We start from the raw sequence: 17305 nt of genomic DNA, 5'->3' as shown, positions 1-17305 counted from the left end.
CGGCGGATAGCCAAAGCCCTGCTCACCCCCGATCATCGCGAGTCCAGACGGCGCCGGCTTCGACTTTGACCGGGAACTTCGCGGTCGGCTCGTACGCGGGTGGACACAGTGCGGCGCCGGTCGTGATGTCGAAGCGCGCTCCATGGCGCGGGCATTCGACCTCGTGGCCCTCGACGACACCGCCGGTGAGCTCGCCGCCGTCATGCGTGCAGACGTCCTCGATCGCGTAGTACGTGCCGTCGAGATTGAACACCGCGATCGGCGTGTCACCGTCCCACACCACGCGATACTCGCCCGGCAGCAGCTCGGCGGTCGTGCATACGCGTACCCAGTTCATCGCTTCATCGCTCCGTTGCGCTGGATCACGATCGGGCCTGCAGCACCTTCACGAGCAGCTCGAAGCGCAGGTCGTCGCGCTTGGGAACGCCGAAACGCTCGTCACCGTACGGGAACGGTTTGTACTGGCCCGTGCGCCGGTAACCGCGGCGCTCGTACCATGCGATGAGTTCGTCGCGGATCGAGATCACGGTCATCTGCATCTCGCGACATCCCCATTCGTCGCGGGCGATGCGCTCGGCTTCGCCGAGCATCGCGCGACCGATGCCGCCGCCCTGCAGCTGCGGGCTGACGGAGAACATGCCGAAATACGCGGCGTCGCCCTGGCGCTCGACGTGCGCGCAGGCGAGCAGTCGCCCGGCCGACTCGGCGAGCAGGACGAGGCTGCCCGGCGTCGTCAGCAGCGCGGCCACGCCGGCCGGGTCGGTGCGCTGGCCGTCGAGCATGTCCGCTTCGGTGGTCCAGCCCTGTTTGCTGCCTTCGCCGCGGTATGCCGATTGCACGAGGTCGACGATCGCATCGACGTCGGCGGCAACGGCGGCGCGGAACGCAGGGGGCGCGGTGGCGGTACTCGCTTGCATCGAAGACTCCGTTTCGGTGGTCGCGCCGGCCGAGCCGGCGAGTGCGGCGCGCAGCGTAGCCCACGGCAGCAGGGCACATTTTCGCCGCGAAGGATGCTGTTGCAAGCCGGCCATCGCCGCGAGCGGACCGAGGCCGGTCGCGTCGCCGCGCCCCTCGATGTACGCGGCGAAGCGCTCGCCGAGCGCATCGACCGCGTCGGCATCGAGGCCGTCGACGAGTTCGCCGAGCATCGACGCGGTCGCGACGGCAACCGCACAGGCTTCGCCGGAATGGCGCAATTGGACGATGTGCCCCGCCTCGCAGCGCAACTCGATGCGCAGGCGATCGCCGCAAAGGGGATTCGCGCCGTCCGCGGCATGCGTGCAGGTGGCGAGGTGGCCGCGGTTGCGCGGATTGCGCCGGTGCTCGAGCACGAGCTGCGGATACAGCGCGGCACCGTCGCTCATCGATCAGGCGAGCAGCGTGCGCACGCGCGCGAGCGCCGCGGCGAAGCGCTCGATCTCCTCGTGCGTGTTGTAGAACGCGAGCGACGCACGCAAGGTGGCCGGCACGCCGAAGAACTGCATCAGCGGATGCGCGCAATGATGGCCCGAGCGCACCGCGATGCCTTCGTGGTCGAGCAGGGTCGCGAGGTCGTGCGCGTGCGCGCCGTCGACGAGGAACGACACCACCGGCACCTTGTGCGCGGCTTCGCCGAACAGGCGCACGCCGGGCATCGCCCGCAACGCCTCGGTGAGGTGATCGAGCAACGCCTGCTCGTGCGCACCGATCGCAGCGTGGCCGAGGCCGTCCAGGTAGTCGATCGCGGCGCCGAGGCCGACGAAGCCGGCGATGTTCGGCGTGCCCGCCTCGAAGCGGTGCGGCGGGTCGGCGAACGTGGTGCCGTCGAAGCGCACCTCGCGGATCATCTCGCCGCCGCCGAAAAACGGCGGCATCTCGCGCAGGATCTCGCGCCGCGCCCACAGGGCGCCCGTGCCGGTCGGGCCGAACAGCTTGTGCCCGGTCATCGCGTAGAAGTCGCAGCCGAGCGTGCGCAAGTCGACCGCGACGTGCGGAGCCGCCTGCGAGCCGTCGACGAGCAGCGGGATGCCGCGCTTGCGCGCAGCGCGCGCGAGTTCGGCGACCGGGTTGATCGTGCCGAGCACGTTCGATACGTGCGCGACCGCGGCGAGCTTGACCGACGGCGTGAGCGCGTCGACGAAGCGATCGACGATCAGCTCGCCACGTTCGCTGATCGGTGCAACCTTGAGGCGCGCGCCGGTGCGCTCGCAGACGAGCTGCCAAGGCACGATGTTCGCGTGGTGCTCCATCGTCGTGACGAGGATCTCGTCGCCGGCGCGCAGGCGCGGCAGCGCCCAGCTGTACGCGACGAGGTTGATCGCCTGGGTCGTGCCGCTGGTCAGCACGATCTCCTCGCGCGACGGCGCGCCGAGGAAACGCGCGAGCTTGTCGCGCGCGGACTCGTACGCCGCGGTCGCCTCCTCGCCGAGCTGGTGCACAGCGCGCGCGACGTTGGCGTTGAACTCGCGGTAGTAGCGGTCGACCGCCTCGATCACCGCGCGCGGCTTCTGCGCGGTGTTCGCGCTGTCGAAATAGACGAGCGGCTTGCCATGCACCGTGCGCGCGAGCAGCGGGAAGTCCTCGCGCACGCGCGCAACGTCGAATGCACGGCCCTTCTGGCCGGTCATGGCGTCGCCTCCGCCTGCGGCAGCCGCGCCGCGAGCAACGCGTCGACGCGCGCGCGCAGCGCGGGTTCGAGGTCGTCGAGCACCGCGCCGCAGAAGGCGGCGACGAGCATGCGCCGGGCGAGGTCGAGCGGCAGGCCGCGCGAACGCAGGTAGAACAGCGCGCGCTCGTCGAGCTGGCCGACCGTCGCGCCGTGCGCGGCCTTGACCTCGTCGGCGTGGATCTCGAGCACGGGCTGGGTGTCGATCTCGGCCTGCGCGGACAGCAGCAGGTTCTTGTTGGAAAGTTGCGCGTCGGCGCCGTCCGCGCCCGCGGCAACGGTGATCGCGCCGTGGAACACGCCACGCGAGCGCTGGTCGGCTACGCCGCGCCAAGCGATGTCGCAGGCAGTGTCGCGCGCGGCATGCGTGACCGCGAGACGCGTGTCCGCGTGCTGGCGCCCGCGCAACGCGAACACGCCGCGCGAACGCAGGCGCGCACCACGGCCTTCGAGGGCGACGACGAGATCGTGACGCGCGAGCTGCGCGCCAACCTCGACGGTGTGCAAATCGAATATCGCATCCGAGCCGAGCACGGCGTCGCTGCGCCGGAAGAGGCCAGCGCCTTCGGCGCCGTCCTGGAGCTGGATGAGATCGAGCCGCGCGCGCGCGCCGAGCCGGTAGGCGGCGACGATGCTGCCGAGGTTCGCATTCGGCGCGCTGCCGACGTGGTGCTCGATCAGCCGCAGCTGCGCGCCGTCGCCGAGCTCGACCTGCACGCGCAGGCTCCAGGCGACGTCACCGTCCGCCGGCGTACCGACGTGGACGATCTGCACGGGCGCCTGGATGCGCGCGCCGGCGGCGACGCGTACGCGCACGCCGTCGAGCGCGAGCGCGGCGTTGAGTTCGCCGAACGCGTCGACGGGCGGCGCCGAGCGCAGGATCGCCGCGAGTTCGTCCGGCCGCTCGCCGAGTCGTTCGATGTCGAGCCCCGTGACGGCGCCGACCTCGGACAGGTCCTCGCGGTGGATGCCGTTCACGAAGACGAGGCGCGCCGCGGACGGGCCGGGCAGGAAGCCGACGTCGATCGCGCGCATGCGCGCGCCGCAGTCACCGTCGGCGTACCGGCGCTGTTCGAGCGCGCGCAGGCTCGTGTACTTCCATGCTTCGTCGCGCGGCCCGGGCAGGCCGCGCTCGCGCAACGCGGCGATCGCGGCTTCGCGTACGCCGGCGAGCGCGGCCGGTGCCGCACGCTCGCCGAGCAGCGATTCGAGCAGGGCGCTCATCCGCCGGCTCCCGCGCCGTCGTGCGCGGGCACGTGGCGCCCGGCGATCCAGGCGTAGCCGTGCTCCTCGAGCTTGAGCGCGAGCGACTTGTCGCCGCTCTCGACGATGCGCCCGTCGGCGAGCACGTGCACGACGTCGGGCACGATGTAGTCGAGCAGGCGCTGGTAGTGCGTGACGACGAGGAACGCGCGCGCCGGATCGCGCATCGCGTTGACGCCGTCGGCGACCATCCGCAGCGCGTCGATGTCGAGGCCGGAGTCGGTCTCGTCGAGGATCGCGAGCCGCGGCTCCAGCAGCGCGAGCTGGAAGATTTCGTTGCGCTTCTTCTCGCCGCCGGAGAAGCCTTCGTTGACGGCGCGATGCAGCAGTTCGTCCTTGAGGTGCAGCACCGCGAGCTTCTCGCGCACCTTCTTCAAGAACTGCATCGAATCGAGTTCCGCCTCGCCGCGATGCTTGCGCTGCGCGTTGAGCGCGGCTCGCAGGAAGTAGGTGTTGTTGACGCCGGGGATCTCGACCGGGTACTGGAACGCGAGGAACACGCCCTCGGCCGCGCGCTCCTCGGGCTCGAGCGCGAGCAGGTCGCGGCCCTGGTATTCGACCGTTCCCGTGGTCACCTCGTAGCCCTCGCGCCCGGCGAGCACGTTGCCGAGCGTCGACTTGCCGGCGCCGTTCGGCCCCATGATCGCGTGCACTTGGCCCGCGGCGATCTCGAGCGAGAGCCCCTTGAGGATTTCCTTGCCCGCGACGCGGACGTGGAGGTCGACGATCTTCAGCATCGGATTCCCTGGTCTTCGGCGCCTTCACGGCGCAACAGCACGTAGGTGAACGCCTGCTCGCGGCCGTCCGGCGTGCGATGCAGGTCGTGCTCGGCGGCGACGAGCGAAAACGCGGGCGCGAACCCGGCCGCGAGCGTCGCCGCGTCGTAGCGGCACACGGGCAGGCCACTGCACTGCACGGGGCCGCCAGGTGCGAACGTCGCGACGATCGCGTGGCCGCCCGGGCGCACCGCGCGCGCGAGCGTCGCCACGTAGCGCGCCCGCGCATCCGCGTCGACGAGGAAATGGAACACCGCGCGGTCGTGCCACAGCGCATGCTGCGCGGCCGGCAGTTCGACCGCGGTCACGTCGGCGGCGATCCAGTGCACGCGGTCGCCCGTCGCGCCGAGGCGTGCATGCGCCTGGGCGAGCGCCTCGGCGGCGATGTCGAGCACGCTCACGTCGCGATGGCCCCGCGCGAGCAGGTCGTCGACGAAGGTCGAACGGCCGCCGCCGATGTCCACGATCGGCGCGTCGGCATCGAGGTCGATTGCATCGAGCAGGCGCAGCGACGTGTCGAGGTGCGCGCGATGCCAGCTCGTCCGCACGTCGGGTCGCGTGCGATACACGGCGTCCCAGTGATGGCGCACGTCGACGCTCATCCGGGATTCTTCGCCTCGCACGCACCGGCGCGCGCCGCGCGCGCGAGATCGCATTCGAGGTGCAGCACGGCCCGGCCGTGATCGACGAGATCGATGTCGCGCAAGCGCGTGACCGTCTTCGTGCGCGTACCGATTTCGAGCCAGTAGTCGGCGTACGCGGGCGGACGCCGATCGCCCTCGCGCGCCGGCTCCGGATGCACCGCACCGAACGAAGGAATGCGGAAGCGGCCCTCCATGTCCGTGTACGCGCACTGGGTGGATTCCGATCCGCTGTGGCGCAGGCAGACGTTGGTCGGCGGATACGCCTGCGCGCCGACGAGGCGCCCGAAGATCTCGGGCACGTAACGCACGTCGCCGGCGTCCGCGGCCTGCGCGGCGACGCTCGCAAACGCGCACAGGAGAACGACCACGCGCTTCATCCGACCGCTCCTTCGAGCGAAACCTCGAGCAGCTTCTTCGCCTCCACCGCGAACTCCATCGGCAGTTCCTTGAACACCTGCTTGCAGAAACCGTCGACGATCATCGACACCGCGTCCTCCTCGCCGATGCCGCGGCTGCGGCAGTAGAACAGCTGGTCCTCGGAAATCTTCGACGTCGTCGCCTCGTGCTCGACGATCGCACCCGGGTTCTTCACCTCGATGTACGGGAACGTGTGTGCGCCGCACTTCTTGCCGATCAGCAGCGAGTCGCACTGCGTGTGGTTGCGCGCGCCGTCGGCGCCCTTCTCGACCTTGACCAGGCCTCGATAGGTGTTCTGGCCGCGCCCCGCACTGATGCCCTTGGAGACGATCTTCGACTTCGTGTTGCGGCCGATGTGGATCATCTTGGTGCCGGTGTCGGCCTGCTGGCGATGGTGCGTGAGCGCGACCGAATTGAACTCGCCGACCGATTCGTCGCCGCGCAGCACGCAGCTCGGGTACTTCCAGGTGATCGCCGAGCCGGTCTCGACCTGCGTCCAGGAGATCTTCGAGCGCGCGCCGCGGCAGTCGCCGCGCTTGGTCACGAAGTTGTAGATGCCGCCGACGCCGTTCTCGTCGCCGGGATACCAGTTCTGCACGGTCGAATACTTGATCGTCGCGTCGTCGAGCGCGACGAGTTCGACCACCGCCGCGTGCAACTGGTTCTCGTCGCGCATCGGCGCGGTACAGCCCTCGAGGTAGGACACGCTCGCGCCTTCCTCGGCGATGAGCAGGGTGCGTTCGAACTGGCCGGTGTCGCGCGCGTTGATGCGGAAGTAGGTCGACAGCTCCATCGGGCAACGCACGCCCTTGGGCACGAACACGAACGAGCCGTCGGAGAACACCGCCGAGTTGAGCGCGGCGAAATAGTTGTCGCCGGTCGGCACGACGCTGCCGAGGTACTTGCGCACGAGCTCGGGGTGCTCGCGGACCGCTTCGGAGATCGAGCAGAAGATCACGCCCGCCGCGGCGAGTTCCTTGCGGAACGTCGTGCCGACCGACACCGAGTCGAACACGGCGTCGACCGCGACGCCGGCGAGGCGCGCGCGCTCGTGCAGCGGCACGCCGAGCTTGTCGTAGGTCTCGAGCAGCTTCGGGTCGACCTCGTCGAGCGACTTCGGCCGGTTCTTCGGCTGCGAGAAATAGCTGATTGCCTGGAAGTCGATCGGCTCGATCTCGAGTTTCGCCCAGTGCGGCGGCGTCATCGTGAGCCAGTGGCGGAACGCGGCGAGGCGCCACTCGGTCATCCATTCCGGTTCGTTCTTGCGCGCGGAGATCGCGCGCACGACGCCTTCGTCGAGCCCGGGCGGCAGGCTCTCGCTCTCGATGTCGGTGACGAAGCCGGCTTCGTAGCGGCGATTCAGCGCCGCCTCGACCGTCGCGTTGCCGTTCGGCTCGCGGGCGCGTTCGATCTCGATTTCGGTCTGGGTCTGGGTCGCCATCGGGCTGCCTGTTGCGGGTTTCGGGTCGCCAAGATCGGGCGCGGACGCGCTCATGCGGTCGCGACGCGCAGCGGGATCGCCCCCGCGCGCCGCGGCGGCGGCTTGAGCATGTCCGCTAGCGTGACGCTTTCGAGCGCATTGGCGATCGCATGGTTGATGCGCTGCCAGTTCACGCGCACGCCGCAATGCGACTCGTGGTCGCACACGCCGGCGTGCGCGCTGCATTCGGTCATGCCGATCGGCCCCTCCATCGCGGTGACGACGTCGGCGATCGTGATGCGCTCGGGCGCGCGCGCGAGGCGGTAACCGCCGTTGATGCCGCGCGTGGACGTGACCAGCCCGGCCTGGGCGAGCTGCTTGAGCAGCTTGCTCACCGTCGGCAGTTCGAGCCGCGCGCGTTCGGCCAGCACCTGGGCGCTGAGCACGCCGTCGCCTGCGCCGGCGAGGCAGGTCATGACGACGGTCGCGTAGTCGGTGAGCTTGCTGACGCGGAGCATGGCGGCGGCCGGGGTGTTAATCAGTACCGAAATAGTACTGTTTAAGCCGCGCGCGGTCAAACCCGTGGCCTGTCAACGCGGGCCACGCCGCGACGTTTCCGGGCATCAGCGCCCAACGGAAGGATCGCCCATGCGCCCGCACCTGCTCCTGCTCGCCGCCCTCGCCACGACACCCGCCGCGCGGGCGGGCGAATGCGATTTCGCCGCGGTCACCGCGCGCGTGCAACAGCTCGTGCAGCGCGCCGGCGTGAGCGACGCGGGCATCGCGATCGGCACCCCGCGCGGGCTGCTGCTCAAGCAGTACCTGCACGCGGGCGGCGGCGCTTCCGCCTACGACGACACCGTGCGCGTGCCGGTCGCGTCGGCGTCGAAACTGCTCGCGGGCGTGCGCATCCTGCAGCTCGTCGATCGCGGTGCGATCACGCTCGACGCGCCGGTGTCGGGCTACCTGCCGGAGTTCACCGGGCTCAAGGGCACGATGACGATGCGCCAGATGTTCTCGCACACGGCCGGCTACGGCGACGATCTCGATAGCCCCGTGCTCGCCTTCCCCGTCACGCTCGCCGAGGACGTGGCGTGGATCGCGCAGCACGTCGACATGCCCTACCCGCCACCGGGCGCGTACTTCGCCTACGGCGGCATCTCGATGCAGGTCGGCGGCGAGGTCGCCGAGGTGCGCGGCGACGAGGACTGGCAAGCGGGCTGGCAGGCGCACGTCGGCGCGCCGCTCGCCGCACCGGGCATCGACTGGCAAGGTCTCGGCCCGACCACGAACTACCGCATCTCCGGCGGCGCGCAGGCGAGCCTGCCCGACTATGCGAGCGTGCTCGCGATGCTGCTCGCCGGCGGCGTCGGCAACGGCTGGCGCATCCTGTCGCCGCAGGCGATCGCGACCCTCGACGCCGACCAGACCGCCGGCGCCGCTCTCGCCTATTCGCCGCCCGGCGCCGACGGCAGCCATGCCTACAGCATCGGTGCGTGGATCGAGGCGTTCCCGCCGCCGCCCGCGGCGCCATCGATCTCCAGCATCGGCAAGTTCGGCTACGCGCCGTGGGTCGATTTCGACGGCGGTTTCTATGGCGTGATCATGATCGAGCAGCAGGCGACCACGATCCCACCGATGGGCAAGCTGTCGCACGATGCGCTCGTCGACATCGACGCGCTCGTGCGCGCGCAGCCGCTCGCGACGTGCACGCCTGTCGAAGCCGCGGACGAGCTGTTCCGCGACGGCAGCGAACTGCCTTGACGCAGCGAGGCGGAGCACGCGCTTGCTAGACTGCACGCCCTTGCCGTGCAGGATCCCCCGTGACCCGCGACCTTCGTGCCGACGCACGCCGACGCTTCGCCGACGCCGCGCTCGCCACCGACGCCGCGATCGAGCCCGCGTCCGCCGACGCGAGCACGCGCAGCTACTGGCGCGTGCGATCGCCCGGCACGCCCGCGCGCATCCTCATGGACGCGCCGCACGACCGCGCCGAACTCGACACCTGGCTCGACGTCGGCGCGCGCTTGCGCGCGGCCGGCCTGCACGCGCCCGACGTGCTCGCGGTCGACCGCGAGCAGGGGTTCGTGCTCATGGAAGACCTCGGCATGCGCACCTACCTGCCCGAACTCGACGCGCACAGCGCGGACCGCCTCTACGGCGACGCGCTCGACGCGCTGCTGCGCATGCAGACGCAGGTCGACACGAACGGTCTGCCCGCATTCGACCGCGGCCGCCTCGTCGCCGAAATGGAGCTGCTGCCCGAATGGTTCCTGCAGCGCCATCTCGGTTACGTACCCACGTGCGAGGAATGGGACGTCGTCGAAGCCGCGTTCACCTTCCTCGCGCACGCGGCGCTGGAGCAGCCACGCACGTTCATGCATCGCGACTACCACAGTCGCAACCTGATCGTGTGCGACGAAGCGCTGCGTGGCGATGCGGCGCTGCCGAACGCGGGCGTCGTGGCGCCTGGGCTCTTGAGCCCAGGGATTGTGGATTTCCAGGGCGCCGTCGCCGGCCCGATCGCCTACGACCTCGCCTCCTTGCTGCGCGACTGCTACATCGAATGGTCACACGAGCGCATTGACGGCTGGGTCGAGGCGTACCGCCTGCGACTGCGCCACGCGCACCTCGTCGACGTCGACGCAGTACGCTTCCGGCGCTGGTTCGACCTCGTCGGCCTGCAGCGCCACGTCAAGGTGCTCGGCATCTTCTGTCGTCTCTGGTACCGCGACGGCAAGGCACAGTACCTCGGCGACCTGCCGCTGGTCTGGCGCTACGTGACGCAGGTCGCGCAGGGCTATCCGGAGCTCGCCGCATTCGTCGCACTGCTCGAGCGCGCGCTCGGCGAGCGCGACATCACGCAGGCTCGCGAGTCCGCCGCATGACGATCCGTCGCGCGATGATCTTCGCGGCCGGCCGCGGCGAGCGCATGCGCCCGCTCACCGACACGACGCCGAAGCCGCTGCTGCGCGCGGGTGGGCGGACGCTGATCGAACGGCACCTCGAGAAACTCGCCGCCGCGGGCGTGCAGGACGTCGTCGTCAACACGTCGCACCTCGCCGCGCAATTCCCGCTCGCGCTCGGCGACGGTTCGCGTTGGGGCCTGCGCATCCACTTCAGCTATGAAGGACCGACGCCGCTCGAGACCGGCGGCGGCATCAAGCGCGCGCTCGCGCTGCTCGGCGACGAGCCGTTCATCGGCGTCAGCGCCGACATCGCCAGCGACTACGACTACGCGCGCCTGCCGCGCGAACCGGACGGGCTCGCGCACCTGGTGATGGTGCCCAATCCCGACTTCCATCCGCGCGGCGACTTCTGCCTCGCGCACGGCCGGCTCAACGACGACGGCCTGGGCGAACGCCTCACGTTCGGCAACATCGGCGTCTATCGCCCTGCGCTCGTCGCCGGCGAGACCGCGGCCTGCTTCAAGCTGCTGCCGATGTACCAGCGCGCGATGCGCGAAGGCCGCCTCGCCGGCGAACGCTACGACGGCTGGTGGCTCAACATCGGCACGCCGGACCAGCTGCGCCTGCTCGACGCACAGCTGTCCGCGCGTGGCGCGACCTGATCGGCGCGCGCGCGACCTACTGGCCCGCGGGCGCCTGCCACAGTTCGACCTTGTTGCCTTCGGGATCGACGATCCAGCCGAACTTGCCGTATTCGGACTCTTCGACCTTGTCCTCGACGTGCACGCCTTCCGCGCGCAACGCGGCGAGCAACGCATGCAGGTCGTCGACGCGATAGTTGATCATGAAGGACGCCGTGCTCGGCGCGAAGTAGCCGGTGTCGGCCGCGAACGGACTCCACGCCGTCGTTCCCGCGCCGTCCGGATTGTCGGGGCCTTTCCAGCGGAAAGCGGCGCCGCCCCATTCCTGCACGTCGATGCCGAGATGGGCCTTGTACCAGGCACCGAGCGCCTTCGGGTCCTTCGACTTGAAGAAGATTCCACCGATGCCAGTGACGCGCTTCATGGGGATTACCCTGCGAGGAGTGGGAACGTTGCGCGATCCGGCGCCGCACACAGCCGCGCGTCGAAGCGCATCGTCGGATGGTACCGCAGGACGGCGCGACGCGCGGAGGAGCCGCGCCGCCTCCGGCGGCGGTCAGCGCTCCTCGCCCTTCGCGCGCACCCAGTACGCGTCCTGCGCCTCGAGATCGAGCGCGGCGAGGCGCGTGCCATCGTCCGCGGCGAATGCCTCCATGCGACGGAAGCGGCGCTCGAACTTCGCGTTGGCGTGGCGCAACGCCTGCGACACGTCCACCTTGGCATGGCGCGCGAGGTTCACGCAGACGAACAACACGTCGCCGATCTCGTCGGCGAGGCGCTCCGTGCCTGCGCCCGCGGCAAACTCGGCGCGCACCTCGTCGATCTCCTCGTGCAGCTTGTCGAACACGGGAGCGACGTCCGGCCAGTCGAAGCCGACGCGCGCGGCCTTTTGCTGCAGCTTGAACGCGCGCTGCCACTCCGGCATGCCGCGCGAGACGCCGGCGAGCGCGCTCGTGTCCTCGTCGCCGGAGGCGGCACGCTCGTCCGCCTTGAGCGCTTCCCAGTTCGCCGTCTGCGCCTGCGCCGAGTCGAAGCGCGCGTCGCCGAACACGTGCGGGTGCCGCCGCACCATCTTGTCGCAGATCGAGTCGACCACGTCGGCGAACGCGAAGTGGCCGCCCTCCTCCGCCATGCGCGCGTGGAACACGACCTGCAGCAGCAGGTCGCCGAGTTCGTCGCGCAGGTGCGCGTAGTCCTTGCGGTCGATCGCGTCGGCGACTTCGTACGCCTCCTCGATCGTGTACGGCGCGATCGTCTCGAAGGTCTGCTCGATGTCCCACGGGCAGCCCCCGTCGCGGTTGCGCAGGCGCGCCATGATGGCGAGGAGATCGTCGATCGATTGCATGCACGGCCCCGCTGTCAGGGTAGGAGCGGCTTCGGCCGCGAGTGGATAGGCAAGGCGGATCCAGGCGCGAAGCGCCGACTGCGACGCAGGAGCGGCGTGAACGGCGAAGCCGGATCCGCAGGATCGGAGGGCAGGATGCCAGAAGTCATCCGCCCTCGGCCTGATCCGGCCTACGGCCGCGCGAGCAGCGCCGACCAGTCCGCTGCGCGATCGCCGACCGCGAAGAAATCCGGATTGAGCAACGACTCGCGCGTGTTGTAACGGAACGGTTCGCCGGCGAAGTCGAGCACGGCGCCACCGGCCTGCTCGAGCACGCACTGCCCGGCCGCGGTGTCCCATTCGGACGTCGGGCCGAGGCGCAGGTACAGGTCGGCTTCGGCCGCGGCGATGCGGATGAACTTCAGCGACGAACCGAGCGGCAGCTTCGCGCATGGACCGAGGCGCGCGAGCAGCTGCGTTTCGTGCTCCGAGCCGTGCGACCGGCTGCCCGCGACGACGAGCGGTGACGCGCGCCGACGCGTTCCGAGATGGCGCGCCTTCTCGCCGCGTACCGACAGCCAGGCGCCACCGCCTTCCCACGCGCAGGCGAGATCGCCGCCGACCGGCACCTGCACGACGCCGAGCACGGGACGATGGTCGTCGACGAGCGCGATGTTCACGGTGAACTCGCCGTTGCGCTTGACGAACTCGCGCGTGCCGTCGAGCGGATCGACGAGCCAGTAGCGGCTCCATTCGCGGCGCTCGCTCCACGCGATGTCCGAGGATTCTTCCGACAGCACCGGCAGGTCAGGGGTGAGCGCGCGCAGGCCGTCGACGATGACGCGATGCGCGGCGAGGTCGGCCGCGGTCAGCGGCGAACGGTCGTCCTTGTGCTCGACCGCGAAGTCGGACTCGTACACGGCGAGGATCGCGGCGGCGGCGCGCTCGGCGATGTCGCCGGCCGCGCGCGCGAGATGTTCGAGGTCGCGCCTCACGGCTGCGGCCGGTAGCGACCGGCGAGGTATTCGCGCGCCATGAACAGCGCGGCGATCGAGCGGCCGTCGGTGACCTCCGGATCGCCGAGCAGGCGATGCAGTTCCGACAGTTTCCACGGCACGACTTCGAGCGGTTCCGGCTCGTCGCCGAGGAGGCGCTCCTCGTGCAGGCCGCGCGCGAGCACGACGTGCGTCATCGCGGTCATGTAGGCCGGCGAGACGGACAGCGTGCCGAGGATGTGCAGCTCGCGCGCGCCGTAGCCGATCTCCTCCTTGAGCTCGCGGTTCGCGCCCTGCTCGGCGGTCTCGTCGCGATCGAGGCGCCCCTTGGCGAGGCCGAGTTCGTAACGGTCGACGCCGACCGCGTATTCGCGCACGAGCAGCACGGTGTCGTCGTCCTGCATCGGCACGATGATGACCGCACCGAGCCCCGAACTCTGCAGGCGCTCGAACGTGCGCCGCTCGCCGTTGGAAAACTCGAGGTCGACCTGCTCCGCGCGCAGGAAGCGGCTGCCGTCGACGCGGCGCGTGGCGAGGATCTTCGGAGGCGTACGCATGCCCCGATTGTATCGCGCCGTCGCAATGGACGCTTCGGGCGAGGCCGGCCGGGTCAAAAGCCCCAGAGCCTGAAACACGAAGGACACGAAGGACACGAAGGAAAAGCAGAATCAGGAAAAGAGCTTGAAACACGGAGCACACGGAGAAAGCAGAGCAAGGAAGCGCTTTTCCTGTTTGAAAGCTGTTCCTCCGTGTGCTCCGTGTGCTCCGTGTTTCAATCTCTGAAATCTTTTTGCTTTTCCTTCGTGTCCTCGTGTCCTTCGTGTTTCAGGCTTTGGCTCTCGTTCCTTGCGGCCTAGCCGTTGAAGGCGGCGAGCGCTTGCGCGTGCAGCGCGGGCGTGCCCGCGAGGGCGCTGCGCGTGTCGAGGCTGATCGGCTGGCCATCGAGGTCGGTGAACGTGCCACCCGCCTCGCGCACGAGCACGACGAGCGGCGCGATGTCGAGGATGTTGAGGTCCGACTCGATCACGAGGTCGATCGCACCGCGCGCGAGCAGGTGGTAGTGCAGGAAGTCGCCGTAGCCGCGGATGCGGCCGACGCGGCGCACGAGATCGGCGTACGCGGCCCAGCGCGCGGGCGACGCCGCGAGCGACTTGAGGTTGCCGGTCGAGATCGCGGCTTGCGCGTCGAACGCGCGCGCGGCCGCGATGCGGATGCGGCGCTCGCCGCGCGCGTCGCGCAGGAACGCGCCGCCATCTCGCACGGCCCAGGCCCGTTCGCCGTACTCGGGCGCGGCCGACACGCCGAGCACGAGCTCGCCCGCGTGCATGAGCGCGATCTGCGTCGAGAACATCGGGTAGCCGCGCACGAACGCCTTGGTGCCGTCGATCGGGTCGATCAGCCAGAGGAAATCGCCGTCGCCTTCGCGGCCTTCCTCCTCGCCGTAGAACGCGTGCTGCGGGAACGCCGCGCGCAGCACGCGCTTGATCGCCGCCTCGGCTTCGCGGTCCGCTTCGGTCACCGGCGTCGCGTCGGCCTTCGTCACGACCGAGAAGTCCTGCGCGCGCCAGCGCGGCACGATCACCGCTTCGGCGGCGTCGGCCGCGCGTTGCGCGGCGGCGAGCGCACCCGCGAGGAACGCAGGGTCCGGCGCCGCGCTGCCGGATGGCGTGCTCACGGCAACCGCAGCATGCGGCCCTGCACGACCACGCGCGAACTGCCGTCCGGCTGCGGCTCGCCGATGTGGCGCAGCGTTTCCAGGGTCTGCGCGTCGCCGTTGCGCGCGCGCAGCGTCGCCTCGCCGTCGAGCATCGGCGGGCGCAGCACGAACCGGCCTTCGACGGCGACGTTGCCGCGGCCGTCGTCGTGCACCGTGCCGCTGACGCTGCCGTCCGGCTGCGAGGCGAACTCGGCGAGCAGGTCGGTGAAGCGCGCCTCGACGTCACCGACGGCGCCGACGTCGCTCCAGTGCGCGCTGCCCGACGCGTTGGACAGGCTCGCGTTCCACCAGGTCGCGCCGTCGAGCACGCCGCTGATCGTGCCGAGCAGGCGCAGCTTGCCGTCGAACAGCGGCTCGAAGCGCGAGGCCGGAACGCTGAAGCGCAGACCCTCGGCCGCCACCGCGCCGTCGCTGCGCCGCGTGAGCAGGCCGCCGATGTCGATGTCGCCGCCCTTGATGCGGATGTCGGTGACGAGGTCGCCGCGCAGCAGCGGCTGCTTGCGCGCGGTCCAGTCGAGTTCGCCGAGGTCGTTGCCGAACAGGCTCACGCCGTCGGCGTGGCCGTCCCAGACCGTGCCGCGGACGCCGGTCAGCGACAGCGGGCCGAAGTACTTCGCGCCGTAGCGGTAACCGACGTCGGCGGGCAGTCGCCACAGGCAGGCGACGCCGACGATCGCGGCGAGGACGACGAGAACGAGCAGGATCTTGAGCAGGCGCATGGCAGGTCGGGATCGCGGTTTTCGTGAAGGGGCCGGCGGCGTCGCGAATCGCAGCGTGCCGGCGCGCTTCTTAGCATGACGTCAAGAGGATGTTCAAACGATGCTGGATCGGGTCATTGCTCACGGTGCGTCCTGCAGCGTCACCCTCGCATTGACGAAGCCGACGCCCTCGGTGCGGTCGACCGACAGCTCGACCGCTTCCACGCCGTAGCTGGCCGCGAGCGCCTCGATCCAGCCGACCAGCGCGTCGAAACGCGCCGACTCGAAGGCGACCTTGACCGTCTTCGCGCCGGCCGGCTCGACCCGCTTGAGCGCATCGCCGAGGCCGCCGCTGCGCGCGGTCGCGTCGGCCAGCGCGAGCAGCGACTTGCCCGCGCGCTGGCCGCCCGCCTGAGCGCCGGTCGCGCGTCGATGCGCGATCTCCGCGGCGCCTGCGCGCACGAATGCGAGTTCGCTGCGCTGCTGGCCGAGGTCGCGCTCGAGTTCCGCGCGCCGCTGCGCGAGCGGATGCCAGAGCAGCGCCCAGCCGAGCAGCAGCGCGGCGACGACGCCGCCGACCGCGAGCACGCGTCGCTCTTGTGCGGCGAGGCCGTTCCACCACGCGGCGATCACGGCGCACCTCCGCGACCGGCGGCGCCTTCGACGCGCACGCGGCCGTCGACGCCGTCCTGGCCCGCGTTCGCCGCCGTCAGTTCCGCCTTGAGGCCGGGCAGCGTCGCGACCTGCTCGCGCACGGTGTCGAGCGTGCCGGTATCGGGTGCGTGCAAGGCGATCTCGAGCACGCCGTTGCGGTAGTCGAGCCCGCGCAGCTGGGTGCGCGTGCTGCCGTTGCCGAGCACGGGGCCGAGCTGGTCGAGCAGGCGCAGCAGGCCGTTCGCCTGCACGCTGCCGCGTTCGTGTTCGAGCCGGCCGCGCATGAGCTGCTCCGGGCTCAGTCGCGCGAGCTGGTTCGCGTCGAGGTCGGGGAAGGCTTCGCGCAAGGCGTCGCGCGACTGCGCTTCGATCTGCGCGGATTCGCGCGACAGCCGCCAGACGTCGGCGCCGAGCCCGGCCAGCGCGAGCACGACGACCCCGGCAGCGAGCGCTGCGGCGACGCGCCACCAGCGCTTGCCCCGCGCGTGGCGATGGTCCGGCGCGAACTCGCCCTCGAGCAGGTTCAGCGGCAGCTGCGCGAGGCCGCCGGCGAGGAACGCGAGCGGGTCGCGCTGGCGCGCGTGGTACGCCTGCGCGTGCTGCGGCAGGGCGAGCGGCGGCGCGATGCGGAAATCGAACACTTCGAGCGCATGCCGCGGACCGGCGAGCGCGAGCCAGCCCGGCAGTTCGGCAAGGCTGCAGGCGAACGCCGACCACGGCGCGAGCCGCGTGATCGCGCGCGCGTCCTCGATCATCACGCAGGATTGCGGCCCGGCCGCGCGCACCGCGAGCGATTCGGGCACGAGCGCGTCGGGACGGATGCCGGCGGCGGCGAGACGCTCGAGCCAGCCGCGCAGGACCGCCTTGGCGACGACGCCGACGCCGAGGTGGCCGTCGGCCTTGCGCGCGGCGGCGAAATGCAGGTCCTCGACCGGCGCCAGCAACTGCTCCTCGACCGCGAACGGCAGCGCCTGCATGAGCTGTGCGCGGTTGCGCGCGCTCAAGGTCGCTTCGGTGAGCAGGACGTCCTCGGCCGGCACGAGCACGACGATCTCTTCCGCGCGCGCGACGAGGTCGAGCGGCGGCGCACCGGCGGTCGACGCCGATACGCGCGCGCCGGACTGGCGTAGCCAGGTCAGGCCGCCGTCGGTGGCGAGGCGCAGCAGCAGGCGGTCGGACATGGAGGCGAGCGTCGAGGAAACG

At 70.6% G+C, this 17305-nt stretch carries 20 protein-coding genes and 1 pseudogene; 3 read left to right on the top strand and 18 right to left on the bottom strand.

Going from position 1 to position 17305, the window contains the following annotated elements:
• Nucleotides 1–22 precede the first annotated feature (22 nt).
• The 10 genes and pseudogenes from FHW12_RS16990 to FHW12_RS16950 all read right to left on the bottom strand — a co-directional run bounded on the left by FHW12_RS16990 (nucleotide 23) and on the right by FHW12_RS16950 (nucleotide 7682).
• Nucleotides 23–337 (bottom strand): non-heme iron oxygenase ferredoxin subunit, encoded by a 315-nt coding sequence (locus FHW12_RS16990; protein WP_182532245.1) that lies wholly within the window; start codon nucleotides 335–337, stop codon nucleotides 23–25.
• Between the two features lie 25 nt (nucleotides 338–362).
• On the bottom strand, nucleotides 363–917 hold the full coding sequence (locus FHW12_RS21850; RefSeq protein ID WP_259393137.1) for a GNAT family N-acetyltransferase: 555 nt from the start codon (nucleotides 915–917) through the stop codon (nucleotides 363–365).
• 51 nt (nucleotides 918–968) lie between these two features.
• Nucleotides 969–1364: pseudogene (sufU, locus tag FHW12_RS21845) on the bottom strand (Fe-S cluster assembly sulfur transfer protein SufU); the annotation flags it as partial.
• 3 nt (nucleotides 1365–1367) lie between these two features.
• Nucleotides 1368–2606: an aminotransferase class V-fold PLP-dependent enzyme gene (locus tag FHW12_RS16980; RefSeq protein WP_182532243.1), complete on the bottom strand. Its 1239-nt coding sequence runs from the start codon at nucleotides 2604–2606 to the stop codon at nucleotides 1368–1370.
• Nucleotides 2603–3868: a Fe-S cluster assembly protein SufD gene (gene sufD, locus FHW12_RS16975; RefSeq protein WP_182532242.1), complete on the bottom strand. Its 1266-nt coding sequence runs from the start codon at nucleotides 3866–3868 to the stop codon at nucleotides 2603–2605. The genes FHW12_RS16980 and sufD overlap by 4 nt, the downstream gene beginning before the upstream one ends.
• Nucleotides 3865–4644: a Fe-S cluster assembly ATPase SufC gene (gene sufC / locus FHW12_RS16970; protein ID WP_182532241.1), complete on the bottom strand. Its 780-nt coding sequence runs from the start codon at nucleotides 4642–4644 to the stop codon at nucleotides 3865–3867. The genes sufD and sufC overlap by 4 nt, the downstream gene beginning before the upstream one ends.
• Nucleotides 4638–5285 carry a class I SAM-dependent methyltransferase gene (locus FHW12_RS16965; RefSeq protein WP_182532240.1) on the bottom strand — a complete coding sequence of 216 codons (648 nt, stop codon included), beginning with the start codon at nucleotides 5283–5285 and terminating at the stop codon, nucleotides 4638–4640. Before FHW12_RS16965 ends, sufC begins: the two co-directional genes overlap by 7 nt.
• Nucleotides 5282–5704, bottom strand: a complete 423-nt coding sequence (locus FHW12_RS16960) for a hypothetical protein (protein WP_182532239.1) — start codon at nucleotides 5702–5704, stop codon at nucleotides 5282–5284. Before FHW12_RS16960 ends, FHW12_RS16965 begins: the two co-directional genes overlap by 4 nt.
• Nucleotides 5701–7185: a Fe-S cluster assembly protein SufB gene (sufB, locus tag FHW12_RS16955; RefSeq protein ID WP_220484520.1), complete on the bottom strand. Its 1485-nt coding sequence runs from the start codon at nucleotides 7183–7185 to the stop codon at nucleotides 5701–5703. The genes FHW12_RS16960 and sufB overlap by 4 nt, the downstream gene beginning before the upstream one ends.
• Nucleotides 7186–7235: 50 nt before the next feature.
• Complete coding sequence (locus tag FHW12_RS16950; protein WP_182532238.1) at nucleotides 7236–7682, bottom strand: SUF system Fe-S cluster assembly regulator; 447 nt, start codon at nucleotides 7680–7682, stop codon at nucleotides 7236–7238.
• A 130-nt stretch (nucleotides 7683–7812) separates the two neighbouring features.
• Here FHW12_RS16950 and FHW12_RS16945 point away from each other — a divergent pair, with 130 nt between their 5' ends.
• From FHW12_RS16945 to murU, 3 genes are read left to right on the top strand one after another with little or no spacing between them, the layout of a single operon-like run.
• On the top strand, nucleotides 7813–8928 hold the full coding sequence (locus FHW12_RS16945) for a serine hydrolase domain-containing protein (protein ID WP_182532237.1): 1116 nt from the start codon (nucleotides 7813–7815) through the stop codon (nucleotides 8926–8928).
• A 59-nt stretch (nucleotides 8929–8987) separates the two neighbouring features.
• Entirely contained in the window at nucleotides 8988–10052 is a 1065-nt protein-coding gene (locus FHW12_RS16940) for a phosphotransferase (RefSeq protein WP_182532236.1), read from the top strand.
• Nucleotides 10049–10735: an N-acetylmuramate alpha-1-phosphate uridylyltransferase MurU gene (murU, locus tag FHW12_RS16935; protein WP_182532235.1), complete on the top strand. Its 687-nt coding sequence runs from the start codon at nucleotides 10049–10051 to the stop codon at nucleotides 10733–10735. The genes FHW12_RS16940 and murU overlap by 4 nt, the downstream gene beginning before the upstream one ends.
• Before the next feature lie 16 nt (nucleotides 10736–10751).
• On the opposite strand, the gene FHW12_RS16930 is transcribed toward murU, so the two are convergent.
• The 8 genes from FHW12_RS16930 to gspL all read right to left on the bottom strand — a co-directional run bounded on the left by FHW12_RS16930 (nucleotide 10752) and on the right by gspL (nucleotide 17283).
• Nucleotides 10752–11138: a VOC family protein gene (locus FHW12_RS16930; protein WP_182532234.1), complete on the bottom strand. Its 387-nt coding sequence runs from the start codon at nucleotides 11136–11138 to the stop codon at nucleotides 10752–10754.
• Between the two features lie 132 nt (nucleotides 11139–11270).
• Nucleotides 11271–12059 (bottom strand): nucleoside triphosphate pyrophosphohydrolase, encoded by a 789-nt coding sequence (gene mazG / locus FHW12_RS16925; protein ID WP_182532233.1) that lies wholly within the window; start codon nucleotides 12057–12059, stop codon nucleotides 11271–11273.
• Between the two features lie 170 nt (nucleotides 12060–12229).
• Nucleotides 12230–13033: a 3'(2'),5'-bisphosphate nucleotidase CysQ gene (gene cysQ, locus FHW12_RS16920; protein WP_182532232.1), complete on the bottom strand. Its 804-nt coding sequence runs from the start codon at nucleotides 13031–13033 to the stop codon at nucleotides 12230–12232.
• On the bottom strand, nucleotides 13030–13590 hold the full coding sequence (nudE, locus tag FHW12_RS16915; RefSeq protein ID WP_182532231.1) for an ADP compounds hydrolase NudE: 561 nt from the start codon (nucleotides 13588–13590) through the stop codon (nucleotides 13030–13032). The genes cysQ and nudE overlap by 4 nt, the downstream gene beginning before the upstream one ends.
• Nucleotides 13591–13886: 296 nt before the next feature.
• Nucleotides 13887–14708, bottom strand: coding sequence for an inositol monophosphatase family protein (locus FHW12_RS16910; protein ID WP_182532230.1), 822 nt, complete (start codon nucleotides 14706–14708; stop codon nucleotides 13887–13889).
• Nucleotides 14705–15469, bottom strand: a complete 765-nt coding sequence (gspN, locus tag FHW12_RS16905) for a type II secretion system protein N (protein WP_182532229.1) — start codon at nucleotides 15467–15469, stop codon at nucleotides 14705–14707. Before gspN ends, FHW12_RS16910 begins: the two co-directional genes overlap by 4 nt.
• A 120-nt stretch (nucleotides 15470–15589) precedes the next feature.
• Nucleotides 15590–16081 (bottom strand): type II secretion system protein GspM, encoded by a 492-nt coding sequence (gene gspM / locus FHW12_RS16900; RefSeq protein WP_182532228.1) that lies wholly within the window; start codon nucleotides 16079–16081, stop codon nucleotides 15590–15592.
• Nucleotides 16078–17283 carry a type II secretion system protein GspL gene (gene gspL / locus FHW12_RS16895; protein WP_182532227.1) on the bottom strand — a complete coding sequence of 402 codons (1206 nt, stop codon included), beginning with the start codon at nucleotides 17281–17283 and terminating at the stop codon, nucleotides 16078–16080. Before gspL ends, gspM begins: the two co-directional genes overlap by 4 nt.
• Between the last annotated feature and the right edge of the window lie 22 nt (nucleotides 17284–17305).

It is taken from the genome of Dokdonella fugitiva, assembly GCF_014138265.1.
Lineage (GTDB): Bacteria > Pseudomonadota > Gammaproteobacteria > Xanthomonadales > Rhodanobacteraceae > Dokdonella_A > Dokdonella_A fugitiva_A.
Note: the sequence above shows the minus strand (reverse complement) of the source record. Positions and strands in the feature narration are given on the sequence as shown.